This window comes from Cellulophaga fucicola (assembly GCF_900119145.1).
Taxonomy (GTDB): domain Bacteria; phylum Bacteroidota; class Bacteroidia; order Flavobacteriales; family Flavobacteriaceae; genus Cellulophaga; species Cellulophaga fucicola.
Genome location: NZ_FPIY01000005.1, coordinates 212,838 through 233,121, shown reverse-complemented (window position 1 = coordinate 233,121; position 20,284 = coordinate 212,838). Strand labels below are relative to the sequence as shown.

At 32.4% G+C, this 20,284-nt stretch carries 11 protein-coding genes; 3 read left to right on the top strand and 8 right to left on the bottom strand.

Annotated elements, in window-relative coordinates:
• The first annotated feature begins 9 nt into the window (after positions 1–9).
• Positions 10–711: a hypothetical protein gene (locus BT107_RS15345; protein WP_072304716.1), complete on the top strand. Its 702-nt coding sequence runs from the start codon at positions 10–12 to the stop codon at positions 709–711.
• 135 nt (positions 712–846) lie between these two features.
• Here BT107_RS15345 and BT107_RS15340 read toward each other — a convergent pair whose 3' ends face one another.
• The 6 genes from BT107_RS15340 to BT107_RS15315 form a co-directional block, all read right to left on the bottom strand.
• Entirely contained in the window at positions 847–2,376 is a 1,530-nt protein-coding gene (locus tag BT107_RS15340; RefSeq protein ID WP_170854748.1) for a RagB/SusD family nutrient uptake outer membrane protein, read from the bottom strand.
• A 10-nt stretch (positions 2,377–2,386) separates the two neighbouring features.
• Complete coding sequence (locus tag BT107_RS15335; RefSeq protein ID WP_072304714.1) at positions 2,387–5,575, bottom strand: SusC/RagA family TonB-linked outer membrane protein; 3,189 nt, start codon at positions 5,573–5,575, stop codon at positions 2,387–2,389.
• A gap of 522 nt (positions 5,576–6,097) precedes the next feature.
• Positions 6,098–7,615: a RagB/SusD family nutrient uptake outer membrane protein gene (locus BT107_RS15330; RefSeq protein WP_072304713.1), complete on the bottom strand. Its 1,518-nt coding sequence runs from the start codon at positions 7,613–7,615 to the stop codon at positions 6,098–6,100.
• Positions 7,616–7,619: 4 nt separating this feature from the next.
• Positions 7,620–10,883, bottom strand: coding sequence for a SusC/RagA family TonB-linked outer membrane protein (locus tag BT107_RS15325; RefSeq protein ID WP_072304712.1), 3,264 nt, complete (start codon positions 10,881–10,883; stop codon positions 7,620–7,622).
• Between the two features lie 403 nt (positions 10,884–11,286).
• On the bottom strand, positions 11,287–12,705 hold the full coding sequence (locus tag BT107_RS15320; protein WP_072304711.1) for a RagB/SusD family nutrient uptake outer membrane protein: 1,419 nt from the start codon (positions 12,703–12,705) through the stop codon (positions 11,287–11,289).
• A gap of 14 nt (positions 12,706–12,719) precedes the next feature.
• Positions 12,720–15,839, bottom strand: coding sequence for a SusC/RagA family TonB-linked outer membrane protein (locus BT107_RS15315; protein WP_072304710.1), 3,120 nt, complete (start codon positions 15,837–15,839; stop codon positions 12,720–12,722).
• Positions 15,840–16,271: 432 nt separating this feature from the next.
• Here BT107_RS15315 and BT107_RS15310 point away from each other — a divergent pair, with 432 nt between their 5' ends.
• A complete protein-coding gene (locus BT107_RS15310) occupies positions 16,272–16,877 on the top strand; it encodes a ribonuclease HII (RefSeq protein ID WP_072304709.1) in 606 nt (201 codons plus the stop codon).
• Positions 16,878–16,906: 29 nt separating this feature from the next.
• Entirely contained in the window at positions 16,907–19,348 is a 2,442-nt protein-coding gene (locus tag BT107_RS15305) for a hypothetical protein (protein WP_072304708.1), read from the top strand.
• A 1-nt stretch (position 19,349) separates the two neighbouring features.
• Here BT107_RS15305 and lipB read toward each other — a convergent pair whose 3' ends face one another.
• Entirely contained in the window at positions 19,350–20,054 is a 705-nt protein-coding gene (lipB, locus tag BT107_RS15300) for a lipoyl(octanoyl) transferase LipB (RefSeq protein ID WP_072304707.1), read from the bottom strand.
• Positions 20,055–20,069: 15 nt separating this feature from the next.
• Positions 20,070–20,228 carry a YqaE/Pmp3 family membrane protein gene (locus BT107_RS15295; RefSeq protein WP_072304706.1) on the bottom strand — a complete coding sequence of 53 codons (159 nt, stop codon included), beginning with the start codon at positions 20,226–20,228 and terminating at the stop codon, positions 20,070–20,072.
• Positions 20,229–20,284: the final 56 nt, after the last annotated feature.

Sequence of the window (20,284 nt, the reverse complement as noted above, 5' to 3'; positions counted from 1 at the left end):
TTGATAAAAATGAAAATAGCCTATAAATTAACTTGCATTAGCGCTTTCTTATTAGTGTCTTGTGGTGGCGGTAGTGATGACGGAGGTGACACTCCAGATCCTGTTGCTACACCTAAGGCAACAACTTTAATACTTCCTGACAATAATACCGAGTGTAACGAAGGTACTATTATAAGTGATACACGTAGCTCTGTTGAATTTAGCTGGAATGCAGCACAAGACACAGATAGTTACGAAATTAACATTAAAAACTTAGCAACGGGTAACAATACTAAAACAACTGTAAATAGCACTACAGAAGTTATAACTATTGACCGCGGAACTCCTTACGAATGGTTTGTAACATCTAAAGCAAGCGGAACAACAGAAACTGCTACAAGTACTGTCTGGAAATTTTACAATCAAGGTGTAGGTATAGAAAACTATGCTCCGTTTCCAGCAGAAGCTGTTAGTCCTGCAAGAGGTGCTACAATTGCAACAACTACTACAGTATCTTTAAGATGGTCTGGAGCAGATGTTGATGATGATATTGAGGAATACGAAATATTTTTAGACACAACTAATAACCCTAGTACAAGCATTGGAACAACTACTAATATTACCATAGACACTACTGTTGCTGCTAACACAGTATATTACTGGAAAGTAATTACAAAAGATAGCCAAAACAACACTTCTAATTCAGAAGTATTTGAGTTTAAGGTAGAATAAATTAGTTCCCTACAAAGAACAAAAAGCTCTTAGATTTATATCTAGGAGCTTTTTTATTTGTAAACTACTTATAAAGAAGCCTGAACAAAATAATTGTTCAGGCTAAATTAAATCTTAATTAATGATTAATAACTTCTACTGATTTTGATCGGCAGGAGTAATAGCATCATTTAAATTAATCTCTGTTTCAGGTATCTGAAATGTAAATCTTGCATCACCTGCAGGTATATTGTAAAATGAAGCTGGATTATTAGGATGTGTTGTTCCTTCAAAATCACGAACTAAACCAACGTTCCATCTTTTCATATCTAACAAACCAAATCCTTCTCCCCACAATTCTATACGTCTATGCAATCTAATTTCATCCATTAGACTAGAACCAGAATTCATAGATAATGTATAATTAGGGTCTCTAGTTGAAACTAATTCATATAATTCTTGAGCTGCACCACCATCATCTCCATTAGCCGCTTTAGCCTCTGCAATAATTAAATACATTTCTGAAACTCTCATATACACGTAATCTGCTTCAAAGAAAGTATCATCATAAAATTTATAATTATAAATCTGCCCTGGTTTAGGCTGATCTATAAATCCGTTATCTGGACCAAACCAATTGCTACGAATATCTGTAGGAGATACAGCATTATACAACCTAACATCTACAGTTCTATGGTGTCCTAATTGACCTGTATATCCTGGAGTAACTCCACCAGCAGCTTTCTGCACCGGAGAATACGATTGCATTTGAGAAAAGAACGATGCAAAAAGTGATGACGTATCACCATTTATATCTGCCCCCCATAACCACTCTGAATTATTGATAAATTGAAAACCATCTAATAATTGATCTGCAGCCAAAGCACCTTCAGATTTTGCAATTTCTGCAAACTGTACTGCTTTAGTGTAATCTTTAGACAATAAATAAAAACGAGCTAAATAACCTGCTGCAATATTTTGATTAATTACAGTTTTATCTGGTCTAGAAAATCCCTCTAATCCATCATAACCTTCTTTTAAATCTGCTTCAATTTGGTTGTAAGTATCTTGCACAGTTAATCTACCAAAACCTGGTCCATTAATTAAATCTGCCGTAGGATCTATAAGTGGGACACCTGGATCTGACATTGCCGGCTGTCCTTTTTGGTATATCTGTATCAACTCTAAATACGCTAAACCTCTAACAACCTTAGATCTTGATAGCACATAAGATAAATCTGCAGTTAAAACAGACTCATCTAAGCCACCTATAAGTGTTATTGTTTGGTTAGCTCCTTTTATAATCTCGTAGTAATAATCCCAAATTAAATTAGTTTCTGTACCAGATTCTTGTGTCCTACCTATGTATTTATACAAATCATCGTACCACCAACCGTTATTAGAATCTAACATATCATTAGACATAATATCCATCATTACATCAATAGATTTTTGCCCGTAATCATTATGGTCACCACCTGTACCAGCAACATCAAACGTACGTATGTTGTTTATGGTACCTGTATCAAAAGAACTTGCCGTAGACAATAATGCTTCAGGAGATTCTTCTGCTAATTCTGAAATAGTAGCATCTGTAACTATATTTTCTAGATCAGACTCTAACTGATCTTCACTACAACTAACGAAAACAGCTAGTACTGCAGTTATTAATAATATCTTTTTCATTTTTTTACTTTTAAAAATTAACATTTAAACCTAATGTAAACGTCTTTAACGTTGCATACCTAACAGAGTTATTACCTCCCGTAACACTTGCTCGTGGATCAAAACCTTGTCTACCAGAAGCTGTCCATAAAGCCAGATTGTTACCTAAACCATATATTCTAACCTTAGATAAACCAATTTTTTCTACTACGTCACTAGGTAAAGTATACCCTATAGAAACATCATTAAGACTAATAAAATCTGATTTTTCTAAAAGTAAATCTGATGTATTGTAATTTCTAGAACCATCTATTACTCTTGGTAAACTTGCAGTTGTATTATCATACGTCCAAGTTTTATAAAAATCTTTACTTAGATTTTCTCCTATTCCACCACCAAAAGCATCATTATAAATAGCATCAAAAGCATAACCACCAAATTGATAAGAAAGCGCAAAACTAAAATCTAAATTCTTGTATGTAAGTGACGATGTAAAACCACCATTAACATCTGGTAATGCAGATTTTCCTAAGTTAGTTTCTGAAGCAACTGAGTAATCTTCTGTTTGATTATTTACTATTGGCGTTGTACCATCTGCTTCAAATTCACTAGAAGTATACCATATAGCATTACCATTAGTTGGGTTTACCCCTACAAAATCTCGAATGTAATAATCAAAGGCACTACTACCCTTTTCCCATCTATATACTGTACCTGGATCTATAAAGTCTCTTCCTGGAGCTAATTTTGTAATCTCATTTTTATAATGTGTAGCGTTAAGATCTACTGTCCAGTTTAAATTCTGGTTTCTAATAATATCATAAGAAATACTTGCTTCTACACCAACATTTTGCATATCCATTACATTTTCTGGAATAGATGGTAAGCCAGAAGAATTTGGTAATGGTCTGTTAAAAATTAAATCTGTGATCTTTCTTTGAAAATATTCTGACTCTATTCTAAGTCTGTTTTCAAACATATTTAATTCGAAACCAGCGTTAAAATTGGTAGATGTTTCCCATTTTAAATTTTCATTTCCTAAAACAGTTTTATTTAAATTAAATTCTTCACCATCTGATGTAACATCCCATTGATCTAAATAAGGCGCATAATTTCTTACCGCTGTATTATCTGGGTAACCTACATAATCGTTCCCTTGCTGACCAATACTAGATTTTAGTTTTAACTCATTAATCCAATTTACATTATCCATAAAAGACTCTTTAGATATTCTCCACGCTACACCAGCACCCCAAAAGTTACCCCATCTATTGTCTTCAGAAAAAACAGAAGAACCATCTCTACGAAAACTTCCGTTTATGTAATACTTACTATCAAAATCGTATAACATTCTAGCAAAGAAACCTTCTAAAAGATATTCTGTTGGACCACCAGTTACATTACCAGCCCCATCATTCTCTGCAAAAAGACTAGCAGATATATCATTAGAAATAAATTGATTCTTTTTATTAGCGTCTAAAAATTTAAAATTGTAGTCTGAGTTTTCATGGCCTAATAAAATATCTAAGTTATGATTGTCTGCAATTGTTTTTTTCCAACCTAATAATTGTTGGTTAGTGTACGTTGTACCTCTTCCAAATTGTTCTGATAACCTACCATTAACATCTGAAGAAGCAGAACTACCTACAATTTTATTTGTATAATTGGTAGTATTGTAAAATGCTAGATCTAAACCAAAATTATAGGTAAAGACAAAATCCTTTAAAAATTTAATTTCAGTAAAAGCTCTAGATGTAAGGTTGTCTCTTACAGACTTGTTTACGTTTAAAGTTTGTAATGCATGTGGGTTAGAAAACCCATTAAAAGGTCTACCTGCAGTTGCATTAGGAGAAGTAACATCTGCCCAATCCCAAAGTGCATTTCCTTTATCATCTAAAACTGTTGCTCCTGTTGCATGATCTACTGCAAAAACAGGATAAATAGGCGCTATATTTCTTACCCAAGCAAAATTACCTGTAATATTATTAGTTAACGTACCGGTTTGTTCTCTGTTTGCATAATTAGCAGATACTCCCATCTTAATGTTATCATTAATTTGAGAATTCATATTCATATTTAATGTTAATCTTTTAAATCCTGTATTAACATTATAACCTGTATTGTCTTCGTTACCTACAGAAAAGAAATAAGTAGCTTTTTCTGTTCCGCCAGCAACACTAGCATACAAAGTTTGTATTCCGCTACCATCATTAAACAACTCGTCTTCCCAGTCTGATGTCCACAATTGATTACCAGATCTTAATATGCCAGTATTAGGATCTACAACTGTAGTTCTGTCTCCGCCAAAAGGGTTGTAAACCAAACCTTGAGTACCATCAAACAAATTAGCTGAAGCATTTAAGCCTGCAGTAGCTACATCTGTTCCGTTCTCTACAATATCATTACTTTTTAGCATTTTATGATATGCCTCTAAGTATTCACCTGCATCGTTAAATACGTCATAATCTTTAGTTGCTCTACTAGTAAAACTAGTTCTTACATCTAAATTTACACTTACTTTACCTGCTTTACCTTTTTTAGTAGTTACAATAATAACACCATTAGCTCCCCTGTTACCATATAAAGCAGCAGCAGCAGCATCCTTTAAAAATGAAATTGTCTCAATATCATTTGGGTTTAAAGATGTAATAGATTCGTTATAAGGAACACCATCTACAACATATAAAGGAGCAGAAGATCCATTTAAAGATCCTATACCTCTAAACCTTACAGTAGGTGCTGTACCAGGCTGACCAGAGTTTGAAAAAATCTGAACACCAGAAACTTTACCTGTTAAACCAGTCACAGCATTACCAGAAGCAACTTTAGCAATTTCCTCTGATTTAATTTCTGTTATAGAACCTGTTAAAGATTCCTTTTTCTGCACGCCATAAGCAGTAACAACTACTTCTTCTAAAGCTTCTGCATCTTCCTCTAGCTGTAAATTAATTACACTAGAAGCACCAACTGTTCTTTGCGTTGTTTTTTGCCCAATATAACTGTAACGTAATATTTGACCTATACTTGCCTTAATAGTATAATTACCATCAAAATCTGATTCTGTTCCTATTGTTGTACCAACAACTAGAACAGACACACCTGGTAATGGCAAACCATCTTGATCTGTAACACTACCTGTAATTGTTTTCTCTTGTCCGTAAGAGAAACTCATTAATAACACCAACAAGGGTGTTAAAATCCAAGTTACTTTTTTTCTCATTTAATTTAGTTTTTAGTTAGCTTCAGCTTTTTTCCAAACTATTTGTATAAGAACAAGTAAGAGATTAACATTTAATTAATCTTTTAATGTGATTAACAAACAATAGAGATAGACTGAAAATTATTTAATAAAAAAATATAGATACTTAGTAAATCCATTGTCTTACAAAGAATTAGTACTACCCAAAAAACTTCATAAATAAGAAAATCAGTAACTTAAAAAGTATCTATGAGATGCTTTGTCGTATTAAAGATTTGTTAATTACAGTTATTTTTAAAAAAATATGCTTTTCATTGAAAATAAATTAAAAAAGAAGCATGTTTCTTATTAAATTAATAGCTTATAACATCAAAAGGTAAATAAAATAAGATTTAGAACGTAGGATAAAAGCGTTCTTTTTTAACACGTAATCTGTGTTTGTTAAGTAACAAGATTTTACTTAACAATAGAAATAAGACATAAAAAAACCGCCAAGAGCAAGGCTCTTGGCGGTTGTAAATTTTATTAATAGTATAAAGACTATTAATTTTGAGTGTTTATATTTGGATTAAATAAAATTTCCTCTTGTGGAATTTCATAAGTTAAACGCTCATCATCATGGCTAAATGCATCACCAGAAAAATCTAACCAATTAGAACCTCTTGTTCTAGTTTCACGTCTTCTTTTCATTACAAAGTAAGATTGTCCCTCTGCAAACAATTCTAAACGAGCTTGTAAAGCTGCCTCTTCTGCTAGAGCTGCTCCAGATAAACCATCTATATAAGAACTGTCATCTAATCTTAAGTCCAATAATGCTTTTAAACTAGTTCTAGCACCAGCATCATTACCATTTTCAGCTGCAGCTTCTGCATGTAATAAATACATTTCTGCTATCCTCATATAGTGAGAGTCAGAATCTATATTAGACTGAGGTCCTGAGAAAGCACCAAATCCATTGTTTTCTGCACCTTTGTAGTAAAACTTACCAGAAGGTTGTAAACTTCCTGAAAATTGATTTAATCTAATATCATCATCTCTAAAATTAGCATGTAAATCTGCATCCATTCCTTTAGAGTTTCCTACAGCTGCATAACTATAACTATATACATCCATAAAACCCCACCAAGAAAATAAAGATGCTAAGCCTTGACCTGTAGGTGTAATGTCTATACCCCACATAATACCTGGGATAGAGTTAATATCATTAAAACCACCAACAGCACCACTTTCACCTGGCAATAAGGCTACTTCATCAGCTGTCATTATTGGGTAATTACCAGAATTAACAACTAAAGCAGCATAATCCTCAGCGTTTTCCCAGTCGTTAAGAGCTCCATAAGTTTTAGCTAATAAACCTCTTACAATATCTTGGTTAATTTCAATTTTATCTTCTCTTACAAAACCTTCTAATAATGTTTCAGCATCAGTTAAATCTTTTATAACTAAGTCAAAAACTTCTTGTAAAGTAGATTTTGGTTGATCAATATCTTCTGCACTTGTATAAATAGGAAGTGCTTCTTGAGATAAGTTTGATATGTCATTTACAAAAACGTGAGCAAGAAAGAAGTAAGCATAAGCTCTAAGAGCTTTTGCTTGACCTACGGTATACCTTAAGTTTTCTGTTTCTGGTACTACATCATTACCGCCTGCACCATCAATAACTAAGTTAGAAAGGTTTACAACTCTAAAAAGAAATCTCCAAGGTCTGTAGTTATAATCAGAATCTGGATCTACTGTTGCTGTTAGCTCTGAAACTTGTGTTTGCCTGTTATAACTTTTACCTAAATGAGCCATATCTGTAGAAAACATATCTAACTGTATGTACTGTGTTGTTATACCAAAATCTTCTTGACTAGTTGTACCTCCACTACCTCTACGGTATAAGTTTTCGTAAATACCCAATAATGTAGCCTTAGAAACATCTGGATTAATTTTTGAAGCCTCACTTACTTGCTCTTGAGACAATGTTTCTGTTGGAAACACCTCTAAAAAGTCTTCACTACATGAGCTCATAAACAGTAAAGCTCCTGCTGTATATATTATTTTATTTAAAGTTTTCATAGTTTTATAATTTTAAATTAACACCTAAAACAACAGTTGATAATGGACTATAACTGTAAATTGAAGATCCACCAGTTATAGATGTAGATGGGTTAAAACCTTGTCTTTTAGAGAAAAATGCAAGATTATCTCCTGTTATATAAAAATCTAGATTTTTAAGTCCAATTTGCTTACTAATGTCACTTGGTAAAGTATACCCTAACCTGATATTGTTTAATGCTAAATAATCAGATTTCACTAAAAATCTAGTAGATGTAGCACTTTGCTGAATTTGGAATCTAGCATCCTGTCTAGGAATATCAGTAACATCACCAGGCTGCATCCAACGATCTCTAATATCTACATGGAAATTATTTGTACCAGCATAATCATTATCCATTAAGTTAGCATAAGCAGCGTCATAAGCATAACCACCTAAAGAATAGTTAAATAAAGTGCTTAAAGTAAAATTACCATATTTAGCATTTAACCTAAAAGAACCTGTTACATCTGGTATAGCTGTTTTATTGATAAATTTATCAGCAGCTTCTGAATATACCTCAGTAATATCTTGAACTACATTAGCGTCTGGATTATCATTAGTATATGATGTTAAATTTGTAATTATTTCATCACCTGTTCCAAAAACACCATCACCATCTAAATCATTAAAGCTACGCTCCCATTGTGCTGCACCTGTATCTACATTAACACCTGCATATACTGGCATATAGTAGTCATATAATGAACGGCCAACTGTACGTCCGTAATTTCCACTTATATCAAGTTTTTGCTGCTCCCCGGTAGATGGATCTATTGGCATTGCCTTTAATTCATTTTTAAAAGTAGAACCATTAATACCTAATGATAAGCTAAATTTATCGTTTTGAACCAATTTAAAATCTAAATCAAATTCTACACCTGAATTAACCATCTCTCCGTCATTTACAGAAATTAACGCATACCCTACTGAAGGACCTACTCTTCTGTCAAAAAACATATCTGTAGTAGATTTACTATATGCCTCTACAGAACCATCTATAAAACCACCAAGTTCAAACTCTACACCAACATTAAATTGATTTGAACTTTCCCAAGTAAGGTCTGGGTTTCCTTTGGTAGCAAATGCTAATGATATATTATCATTTAAATTATTTACAGAATATAAGTTATATCCTGGATAGTAGTTGTTAGCGGTACCTGTTAATACACCAGAGTTACCAAGAACACCATAACTACCCTTAACTTTTAAGAAATCTACAAAATTAGAACTAGACATAAAATCTTCTTGAGATAAAACCCATGCTGCACCAACTGAATAAAAATTACCCCATTTTTCGTTTAAAAATCTTGAAGAAGCATCTCTGTTAAACGTTGCATTTAAAAAATACTTACTAGAAAAATCTAACGTAGCATTTGCTATGTAACTTTCTGTTGTTTCATCTCTAGTAAAACCATCACTAGGTGCATTTACAACACCGTTAGAAATATCTGTTCCAAAAGGTGTTACTAACTTAGAGCGCTCTGCTTCTAAATAATTAAATTTATATGATGTAGCTACGTGAGATACAAAAGCAGACAAATTTGTTTCTCCAAAAGTTTTATTATATCTAAGACCTGTTCTTATTGAATAATTTTTAGTTTCTGATCTAGATCTGTTAATTACCCCACCTTGACCTTTAGCAGGACTATAAAAAGGCTCGTTTAGATCTATATCATCACTCATAAAATACTGATAAGAGAAGTTATTATCTAAAGTTAAACCTTCTACTAATGTAATTTTTAAATCATTAGTAAAGTTTACTGAGTTGTCTTTAGACCTACTAATATTAATTTGAGAATCTGCAACACCATTTGTAGCAAAACCAAAACCACGACCATCTTCTAAACCATAATCATAAAGAGAACCACCATATATAGGATCGTCAATTTTGTTACCATTAGCATCTCTAGTAAACAATGGGTAAATTGATGGGATATTATCTATCCACCAAAACTGTGAAGAAGAAGAACTACCTGTACCATTATTATTAGTTTCACTCTGCGCATAGTTTAAAGAAGTATTCATTTTTATGACATCTTTATACTTGTTTGTTGCAGAAATACGTGCATTTAACCTTTGATAATCAGTGTTACTTGCATAACCTTGATCATCAATAAAACCTACTGAAGTATATACTGAAGAGTTTTCTCCTGTATTAGCTAGAGAAACATTTCCTTCAATTCTATTTGCACTTTGAAAAGCAAAATCTTCCCAATCTTCTGGCGAATATCTTCTAGTTACCCCTGGTCTAACCATACCTGTTACAGGGTCTATTAATTCTGACACTCCAATTGCACCGCTATCACTGGTATTCCACATATTGTATACTGGCGAAATATCTGAAACATCTGCATTTGCACCTTCAAATAAGTTTGCATTAGCATAATCTACTGCTGCAATTTGATCTCCATTATTTTCTAACAAACCTCTTTGATAAGTACCTTCCCAAGCAATACCAATATATTCTTCTGGAGAATCAATAGTCTCGTATCTACCAATACCTTGAAAATTGGCACCTGTTTTAATAGATACGCTTATTTCGTTACCAGTATCAGAACCTCTTTTTGTTGTAATAACAATTACACCATTAGCTCCTCTTGCTCCATACAAAGAAGTTGCAGAAGCATCTTTAAGAACGGTTACAGATTTAATATCATTTGGGTTGATATCATTTAAACTACCTCTAAATGGAGCATCATCCACAATGTATAATGGATTTTGACTACCATTTACAGATCCAAAACCTCTAATTCTCACAGTAGATGTACTACCAGGCTGACCAGATGTATTAAATACAGATACACCTGCAATTTCACCTGCTAACGCTTGAGATACATTTGTGAAAGACTTTTGAGAAATGTTTTCACCCGCTACTACTTTTGCAGAACCGGCAAAAGATGTTTTAGATACATTACCAAAACCAGTAACAATTACCTCGTCCAATGCCTCAGCATCCTGCTCCATTTGAATGTTAATTGTACTACTTGATCCAACCTTTCTATCTGTTGCTTTTTGACCAATATAGGTGTAACGCAAAGTTTGCCCTACTTTTGCCTTAATAGTGTAATTACCATCAAAGTCAGATTGGGTTCCTGTTGTTGTTCCAACAACTAAAACAGAAACTCCTGGTAATGGAAGACCATCTTGATCTGTAACATTACCTGTAATTGTTTTCTCTTGTCCGTAAGAGAAACTCATTAATAACACCAACAAGGGTGTTAAAATCCAAGTTACTTTTGCTCTCATTTATTTTCGATTTTTGAGTTAGTTTCACAAAAATCTTAAAATTAAGTTAAAGAAACAAACAATAGATGTTAATTATATTAACAATACCTGAAGAAAAAGTGTACGTGTAAGACAAATACTCACTTATGTGTTAATAGTAAGAAAACAACTGTTCATTAGATTTAAGGTTAAATTATTAAGAAAAATACTACTTTGAAATGCCTGTGAAAATGGATAATTAAATAAGTAAAAAAATAAAAACCAATAACCTTAAGAGCTATAACAGACAGAAAGCGACCATAAAAGATTAGTTAAAAACCAACACTAAGCAATGTAACACTTCCAAATGTTAATTTTATAAAACAAAAAAAACCGCTATAAGCAATTGCTCATAGCGGTTAAATAAAATTTATTTACTTTATTCTTATCTACCTGAATTCACAGAATCATCTATGTTTTCATTTGCATCAATTTCAACTTGTGGAATTTTTAAATAAAACCTTTTATCATTAGGCTCTAATGTTTTCACAATTCTATGGTTTGGAGTTCTTACAATACCTCTTTGTAATCTTTTTGCATCAAACCATTCTACACCATATTCACCATATAATTCTTTTCTTCTTTCTAAAAGAATTTCCTCTTCTAAAGCAGAACCAGTGTTAGTAGACTTAACAGCCATCGGATCTCTATTACTTTGTAACTCAAACATTAAATCTCTTGCTCCAATTTCGTCACCTTGTCTAAATTTAGCTTCAGCTTCAATTAAAATCATCTCTGCTGTTCTCATTAAAACAATATCACTAGAGAAAGCAAAAACAAATTTAGTACTTGTTACTTTAGTAAAATCTGTAGCAGTACCGTAAGTAAAAGTGTTACGAGCATCTGTAGCTGTAAATTCGTTTGCAAAAAATTCATTTATATAAATATTATTATATGCTGGGTTTATTGGATCTACGAAAGCAGAAGGTGCATTGTAATAATAGTTAGATTGATCACCAGTTTGAGGGTTACCCCAAATCCACTCAACATTGCTAATATCATCAAATCCATTTCCATAACTATCTGGATCTAATACAGCAGCAACATTACCACCGTAAGCAGCATTTGCAGCATCCTCAGCACCGTCCCAATTAGACATAGCCAAATAAACTCTAGCCAATATACCATTAGCAACATTTACGTTTACGTAAGACTTACCAAGTCTATCTTCTGATAAAGAAGATATAGCTGTAGTTAAATCTTCTACGATAAAATCGTAAAGCTCACCTAAAGTACCCATTGGCTTACCTTCTGTAGAAAGTTCTGTGTAAATTGGAGGAGCAGGTAAATCTCTATTTGAAGATGTGTAACCTTCTTGAAATTCTAATGCTAATTGGAAATAGTAAAAACCTCTTAAAGCTCTAGCTTGACCAATTAATTCTGATTTATCTACTTCAGATAATTCAGATGTTTCAACACCATTAATACAAGCATTAAGTTGGTTAATCATATAGTAAGGAAATTCCCAACTAAAAGAAGTTCTACGGTAAGTAGGCTCTCTGTTATCATTATCATAATCAAAACCCCACCAAGAACGAGCGTGGATTAAATCGTTTCCTTTTAATGTTCTAGCAAAGTAAATTGAATTTACACCAGCTGCATCAACACTACTAAATTGACCTCTAGCTCTTCTTGCAATACCTGATAAAAAAGCTTCTACACCTGTACGAGACCCAAAAATAACACTTTCCGCAACTATTTCAGTTGGTTGAGGATCATTTAAGTAATCTTCAGAACAACCAACGAAGATAAAAGAGCTTGCGCATAGTAAGGATAAAAATCCTGTTTTTATATAATTCTTCATTTCTCTATATATTATTAAAATTGAACATTAAGACCTAAACTAACTGTTTTTAACAAAGATGATCTACTATCTGTAGTACCTGCTAAACTTTGTTCTGGGTCTATTCCTTTATGACTTTGCCAAGTGAATAAATTATCACCTCTTAAGTATAACCTAACGTTATCTAATGACGCTTTACCTACTATATCTTTAGGTAATGTATAACCTATTGTAAGTGCTCTTAGTCTAACATAATCATTATCAAACAAGAATCTTGTTGACGTACCATTAAAATCATTTTGAGAATTTAATAAAAGAGGTACATCTGTTACGTCTCCAGGCTGAGTCCATCTACTTGCAACATCTGGAGATGCAGTATAACCAGGTCTAGAAAAACCATCCATTAAACCAGCATAAGAACTATCATAAATTTGAGCTCCAACACTAAAGTTAAATAACATATTAAAGTCAAAACCACCAACTTTAAGGTCTGTTGTTAAACCACCTGTAACGTCTGGCAAAGAAGAACCTTGGTAATATCTAGTTGCTTCTGAATAATCTTTTGTAGTCTCTCTTTCTCCTGTTGGATTACCTTCTGTATCTAAAACATCTTTATACCACATACCGTAACCGTCTGCAGAATCTACTCCAGCCCAGTCTTGAATAAAGAAATCATATAAAGATTTTCCTTCTTTCCATTTTTTGGTACCAGTAATAAATTCATCCTGAGTTAACTCAGTAATTTCATTCTTATTAACTGATGCGTTAACACCAACAGACCAAGTAACATTATTTGTTTGAATAATTCTACCTGCTAATGAAAGTTCGTAACCAGAGTTTTTAATAGAACCTACGTTTGTTGTAATACCAGAGTTACCAGTAGAAATTGGTAACGGCTTAGTATAAATTAAATCAATAGACTCTTTACTGTAATACTCTAAAGTACCATCTAACCTATCATTAAGTAAAGAAAAATCTAAACCTACATTAAAAATTGCTTGATTTTCCCAAGTTAAATTAGGATCTGTTACATCTCCTAATAATACTCCTGTGTTCTCTAACTCGTTGTTTCCTGTTTCAAAACCTTGTAAATAAGGAAAATAAGAACCTGTACTTGCGTTACCAAGCTCACCATATGATGATCTCAATTTCAATAAATTAATAGTATTACTATTTGCAAGGAAACCTTCATCAGAAATAACCCATGAACCACCTATAGAGAAAAAGTTACCCCATCTTGTGTCTTCAGAAAATCTTGAAGAACCATCTCTACGGTAAGAACCTTCTATAAAGTATTTATCTTTATAACTGTATGCCAAACGTCCTAAATATGAAGTTATTCTATCTTCATTAACAAATCCACTAACACCTTCTGGAAGCGTACTACCATTTAAAACTTTTACCCCTGGTAAAAAACCAGTTCCTTGAGCTCCTAATGCATCAACCTTAAGCTTGTAAGCTTCGAAAATTGCAGTTCCTTGAATACTATGATCTCCAAATGTTTTATCATAATTAAGAGAGTTTGTAAAGTTAAAAGTTGTAGTAATATCTCTATCTTGAGCTACACGACCACCAACACTAGCAGCAACACCTACATCATAAGCATCATAAGAATTACTATCAAATAAATAGTTTTCGTATGATAAGTTAGTCTTGAAAGATAAGTTATCAGAAAACTTAATTTTAGCAAAACCATTTACAGTTGCATTTGTTCTTTTGTTAACATCATCATAATTAAATAATGAACCAACTGCATTTTCATTTCCTAATAAAGGTCTACTACCGTTAACAGATTGTCCTGGTGTAGAACCATAATCGTAAATACGATTTCCTAAGTTATCTAAAACTAAACCTCCAGCTTCGTTTCTTCTATATAATGGGTAAATTGAAGACATACTGTAAATCCATTGGTAAGAACTTTGAAAGTTAGATCCTGACTGTGTTGGAAATTGTTGCTTAGATGTAGATAATGACGTATTTAAACCTACAGTTAACCAATCTTTAACACTAGATTCTACATTTAAACGAGTAGTAAATCTTTCAAAATCTGACTCTCTAACTGCTCCTTCTTGGTTTAAATAGTTTGCAGATAAGAAAAACCTTGATGATTCTCCACCTCCACTAATACTTACTGTATACTCGTTACGTTGAGCTGCACTTCTTAACATTGCATCTTCCCAATCAGTTTCCCATTGAGATGCTGCACCAGCTACTAAGTTTCCATTTTGATCAACTGGCTGAGCAACATTGTAAGGATTGTATCCTAAATTAGATATTAAACTTTGTGAAGCATTAACACCAGCATCTGCTGCAGACTGACCAGAAACATAAATATTTTTATTTCTTTCTGCTTCCCAAGAATATCTCATCATATCATCATTACCTATACGCTCATGTAAAGATACTGCTGGAGTAGAAAAACCAGAAACTGCAGTTACAGTAATTTTTGATTCTGAATTGTAACTACCTTTTTTAGTTGTAATTAAAATAACCCCGTTTGCAGCTCTTGAACCGTATAATGCAGTAGATGATGCATCTTTAAGAATGTTCATAGATTCAATCTGATCACCACTAATACTATTAATATTCCCATTAAAAGGAACACCATCTAATATAATTAATGGATCTGAACTAGCATTAATAGAACCTACACCACGAATTCTAATTGTTGGGTTAGATCCTGGCTGACCACCAGAAGTAATAACATTTACACCCGCCACTGTACCTTGAATAGCACTAGTAACAGTTGTTAACTGCTGATTACCTATTTCCTCTACTCCTAAAGAAGTAACAGAACCTACTATAGATTTCTTTTTTTGAGATCCGTAAGCCACTACAACTACCTCTTCTAACGCTTCTGCGTCTTCCTCCATTTGAAGGCTAATTGTGCTGCTTGATCCAACTTTTCTTTCAGTTGTTTTTTGACCAATATAGCTGTAACGCAATACCTGCCCTACACTTGCTTTTATGGTATAGTTACCATCAAAGTCTGTTTGAGTTCCTGTTGTTGTACCTACAACTAAAACAGTTACTCCTGGTAATGTTAGACCTTCGTGATCTGTGACATTACCTGTAATTGTCTTTTCTTGTCCATAAGAAAAGCTCATTAATAACACCAACAAGGGCGTTAAAATCCAAGTTACTTTCGTTCTCATTTATTATAATTTTTGAGTTAGTACCCAACAAAACTCTTAATTAATGGTTAAGATTCCAAGAAATTACTGTTAACGGAACATGCATATGTTAAAAAAAAGGTTAAAAATAAACAATTGTTAAAATAGACATTAAATAACAAACGAAAATCTATTTTTAAGCTATAAAAACCAAAAATACTTAAGAAAAACACAAAATTAAATAAAAAAAAATGAAGATAAAATCCTACAAAAAAAACATAATAAAATATAACGAATATCAAATGTTAACCTTTAGGTAAAATTATAATTTTAAAAAATTAACAAATGATACCTTAAAGGTGTTTGCGAAAAGTTAAAGATGTGTTTACTCCAAATAAAATCACCAATAATTAAACATATAAAGCCAAACTGTGAAAAATTCTTAATTTTGCATATTTAACATTTTGAACCTTTATGCTAAAAGCCTATCACAAACTAATAAATGAAACAGGAACAGATGAAGCAGGACGTGGATGTTTAGCTGGCCCAGTTACTGCTGCTGCAATTATTTTACCTGAAGATTTTAAAAATTCTATTTTAAATGATTCTAAGCAATTATCAGAAAAAAAAAGAGAGCTTCTTAGACCTATTATAGAGGAACAAGCTATTTGCTTTGGCGTAACACACATATACCCTAAAAAAATAGACGAAATAAACATATTAAATGCCTCTATACTTGCAATGCATAAAAGCATAGGTAAGCTTACAACTAAACCCGATTTTATAATTGTAGACGGAAACCGATTTAAGCCTTATAAAAAAATTGCTCATGAGTGCATTGTTAAAGGTGACTCTAAATTTATGAGCATTGCTGCAGCATCTATACTAGCTAAAACATATAGAGATGCATATATGGAAAAAATACATTTAGAATACCCAATGTACAATTGGAAGAAAAATAAGGGCTACCCTACCAAAGAACATAGGGAAGCAATTAGAGAATTTGGAATAACTAAATACCACCGCAAAAGCTTTAAACAATTACCCGAGCAATTAAAATTTCCTTTAAAACTAAATTAATCTAACTTTGTTATTCTAAGTTGCTTTGTATGAAATTTAAAATTATTGCCGTATTATTTTTATTAGTTTGCATTAGTTGCACTACCAACGAACAAACCAAGACATCTATTCTAGATTATATCCCTAGTAATACCACTACGCTATTAAAAATTAATGATTACAACAGCTTAACCAGTGAGATTAAAAATAACGATTTTTTAACTGACCTTAAAAAAAGTGATCTCCTAAAAACATATCAGGAGTCTGTTACCCTATTAGACTATGCAGAACCTAGCGCAAAAGGCTTGCTTGCTTTTACCAAAACAAATGACACTACAGACTTCTTTTTTATAACCAAGGACTCTATAAATCTAAACAGATTAGATAGCTTAAATACAACCAAGAGTGTTTTAGATTACATAAGTACTACTTACACCAAAACCACACTAGACAGCACTGCTTATTATAGCTATAAAGAAAACGAATACACCATTTTATCTAGCTCTAAAAACTTAATAGAAAACACAATTAATAATACTGTAGAAGCTAGACTAAACAGCAATACCTTACAAAAACTATACAAAGCGGCTAGTAACAATAAGTCTGGAACTTTGTTTTTACACACACAAAACAATTTTTTACTTAAAAATACGCTACCAAAAGACACAATTACCAATACTAAAACTATAGATTGGATGTCTCTTGATATTAACACCAAGCAAACCCAACTAAACTTAGCAGGCATAACTGTTACCAACGATTCTGTTTTAACAATTTTAAGCTTGTTTAAAAATACAACAGCAGTAGCCAACAGAGCACAAGAGTATGCTCCTGAAAACACAGAGGCAATTAGTTCTTATACTTTTACAGACTACAATACTTTTGCTAAAAACAGAATTAACTATATAGTAAAAGACAGTTTGCAAGATTCTATTTTTAACACTGTAGAAGAAATAGCTTTAATTACTATAAATTCTAAGAAAGCAGTTTTACTACAAACCTTTGGCGCAGATAATATAGATGAACACCTAAATACCTTTAAAAAAGCCGAAAGTAACTTTAAAGACAGTCAAATTAAGGAGTTAAACAAAAACACTATTCTAACCGAGGTATTTAGTCCGTTGGTAGAAGGGTTTAAATCTAACTACTACACCATAATAGGTAATGCTTTTATTTTTTCTGAAGATTTATATACGTTACAAGATATTATTAGCAATTACAAAAACGGCACAACGTTTAACAAAACTCCTCTTTACAAATCTGCTACCGAGACAATGGCAAAACAATCTTCAATATTACGAATTGCTGATGCCAAAAAACTGAAACAAGATTTAGCAACTAATTTTTCAAATAGCTATAAGGATATCGATTTAGAAAACTACTTTTTTGCAGGTCAGCTTGTCGCAGACGCTAATTTTTATCACACGAACTTTACAATTCAGAAAATAAACACAGAGACTGAAGCCAATACTACGTCCCCTATTTTTACTGTACAGTTAGATAATGATCTTGCAACCAATCCTCAGTTTGTAAAAAACCACAGAACTAACAAAAAAGAAGTAATAGTACAAGACATAGAAAACAACCTGTATTTAATTTCTACAGACGGTAAGGTCTTATGGAAAAAACAATTAGAAGGTAAAATACAAGGAGAAATAGCCCAAGTAGACCTGTACAAGAACGGAAGATTACAATTTGCCTTTACAACTAACAATCAATTTTTAATTTTAGACAGAGACGGAAAGTCTGTGGAACCTTTTTCTATTACATATAAAGGAGGTAACTTAAATGCTCTTGCGGTTTTTGATTATGAAAACAATAAGAAATACAGATTTGTAGTAACACAAGGAGACAAAGTATTTATGTACAATAACAAAGCAGATATAGTTTCTGGATTTACATATACTAAAGCTAGCAGTGCTATTATAAAAAAACCAAAACATTTTACTGTTGGCAATAAAGATTACTTGGTTTTTATGCTAGAAGATGGTTCTCTTAAAATTTTAAACAGAGTTGGTAAAGTACGCGTTAAGACTAGTAAAAAAATAGCCTTTTCTACAAATGACGTTGTTCTGTATAAAGACAAGTTTACTGTAACAGACACAACTTCAATTCTACACCAAATAGCTACAAATGGTAAAACAGCTGCAACTAAATTTAACCTAATTAAAGAACACGGTTTAGACGCTACAACAAATACTTTGGTTTTAATGGACCAAAATACAATTACTATAAAAGGTAAAAAAGTAACCTTAGATCTAGGTATGTACAGTAAGCCAAAAATATTTTACATTAACAATAAAATATACGTTAGCGTTACAGATTTACAGAACCAGAAAATATATTTGTTTGACAGCAATGCAGATCCAATACAGAACTTTCCAGTTTACGGAAGCTCTCTAATTGACTTAGCGGATGTAGACAATGATAAAAAACTAGAACTTGTATCTAAAGATTTAGATAACTCTATAATTGTGTATAAAATAAATTAGGCTACTTAACCGTTATTTCAGCTTTAAATAATGTTGTAAAATGCTTTAGCAGCTTTTCTTTTACCTCAGTTACATTTACTTCTTTTTTACCTAGCTCAACGTTTAAAGAAGTTACTGCTTTATCTTTTATGCCACAAGGTATCATTAAATCAAAATACCCTAAATCTGCATTTACATTTAAAGCAAAACCGTGCATAGTTACCCATCTGCTAGCACGCACACCCATTGCACAAATTTTACGCGCAAATGGTGTACCAACGTCTAACCATACTCCAGTTTCCCCTTTAGATCTTTCGGCTTTTAAACCATACTCTGCCAGGGTTAAAATTACCATCTCTTCTAACAAACGTAAATACTTATGTATATCTGTAAAAAAGTTATCTAAATCTATTATTGGGTAACCTACTATTTGTCCGGGTCCGTGGTATGTTATGTCTCCTCCTCTATTAATTTTATAAAACGTAGCATTCTTTTTTGCTAACTGCTCTTCGTCAATTAACAAATTAGACATATCGCCACTTTTACCTAAGGTATACACGTGCGGATGTTCTACAAACAAAAAGTGATTAGGTGTTTTTAAACCAGCATCTTCTCGCCTGTTTTTAATCTTTATATCTAAAGTTTCTTTAAAAAGATCTTCTTGGTAATCCCAAGTCTCTTTATAATCTTTTTGTCCTAAATCCTGTAGAAACACTTCTTTATTCATTCTACAAAGATACAATTATCTGTCCGGATTATTCAATATTATAAGCGCTGCAATTGTACCAGGAACCCAACCGCACAGCCAAAGCAAAAATACAATTACTATAGATCCGCATCCTTTACCTATTACAGCCAAAGGCGGACAAAAAATAGCCAATACTACTCTCCAAAAACTCATTTATTATTATTTTGATTGATGTATTTATAAGACGAACAAAACACGTCTTTGTTACT

Bases quoted from the DNA above. Each gene is read 5' to 3' on its own strand.
- BT107_RS15340 (WP_170854748.1), bottom strand. From the start codon at position 2,376: ATGAAAAAGATATTATTAATAACTGCAGTACTAGCTGTTTTCGTTAGT.
- BT107_RS15335 (WP_072304714.1), bottom strand. From the start codon at position 5,575: ATGAGAAAAAAAGTAACTTGGATTTTAACACCCTTGTTGGTGTTATTA.
- BT107_RS15305 (WP_072304708.1), top strand. From the start codon at position 16,907: ATGAAATTTAAAATTATTGCCGTATTATTTTTATTAGTTTGCATTAGT.
- BT107_RS15330 (WP_072304713.1), bottom strand. From the start codon at position 7,615: ATGAAAACTTTAAATAAAATAATATATACAGCAGGAGCTTTACTGTTT.
- BT107_RS15320 (WP_072304711.1), bottom strand. From the start codon at position 12,705: ATGAAGAATTATATAAAAACAGGATTTTTATCCTTACTATGCGCAAGC.
- BT107_RS15345 (WP_072304716.1), top strand. From the start codon at position 10: ATGAAAATAGCCTATAAATTAACTTGCATTAGCGCTTTCTTATTAGTG.
- BT107_RS15315 (WP_072304710.1), bottom strand. From the start codon at position 15,839: ATGAGAACGAAAGTAACTTGGATTTTAACGCCCTTGTTGGTGTTATTA.
- BT107_RS15325 (WP_072304712.1), bottom strand. From the start codon at position 10,883: ATGAGAGCAAAAGTAACTTGGATTTTAACACCCTTGTTGGTGTTATTA.
- BT107_RS15295 (WP_072304706.1), bottom strand. From the start codon at position 20,228: ATGAGTTTTTGGAGAGTAGTATTGGCTATTTTTTGTCCGCCTTTGGCT.
- BT107_RS15310 (WP_072304709.1), top strand. From the start codon at position 16,272: ATGCTAAAAGCCTATCACAAACTAATAAATGAAACAGGAACAGATGAA.
- lipB (WP_072304707.1), bottom strand. From the start codon at position 20,054: ATGAATAAAGAAGTGTTTCTACAGGATTTAGGACAAAAAGATTATAAA.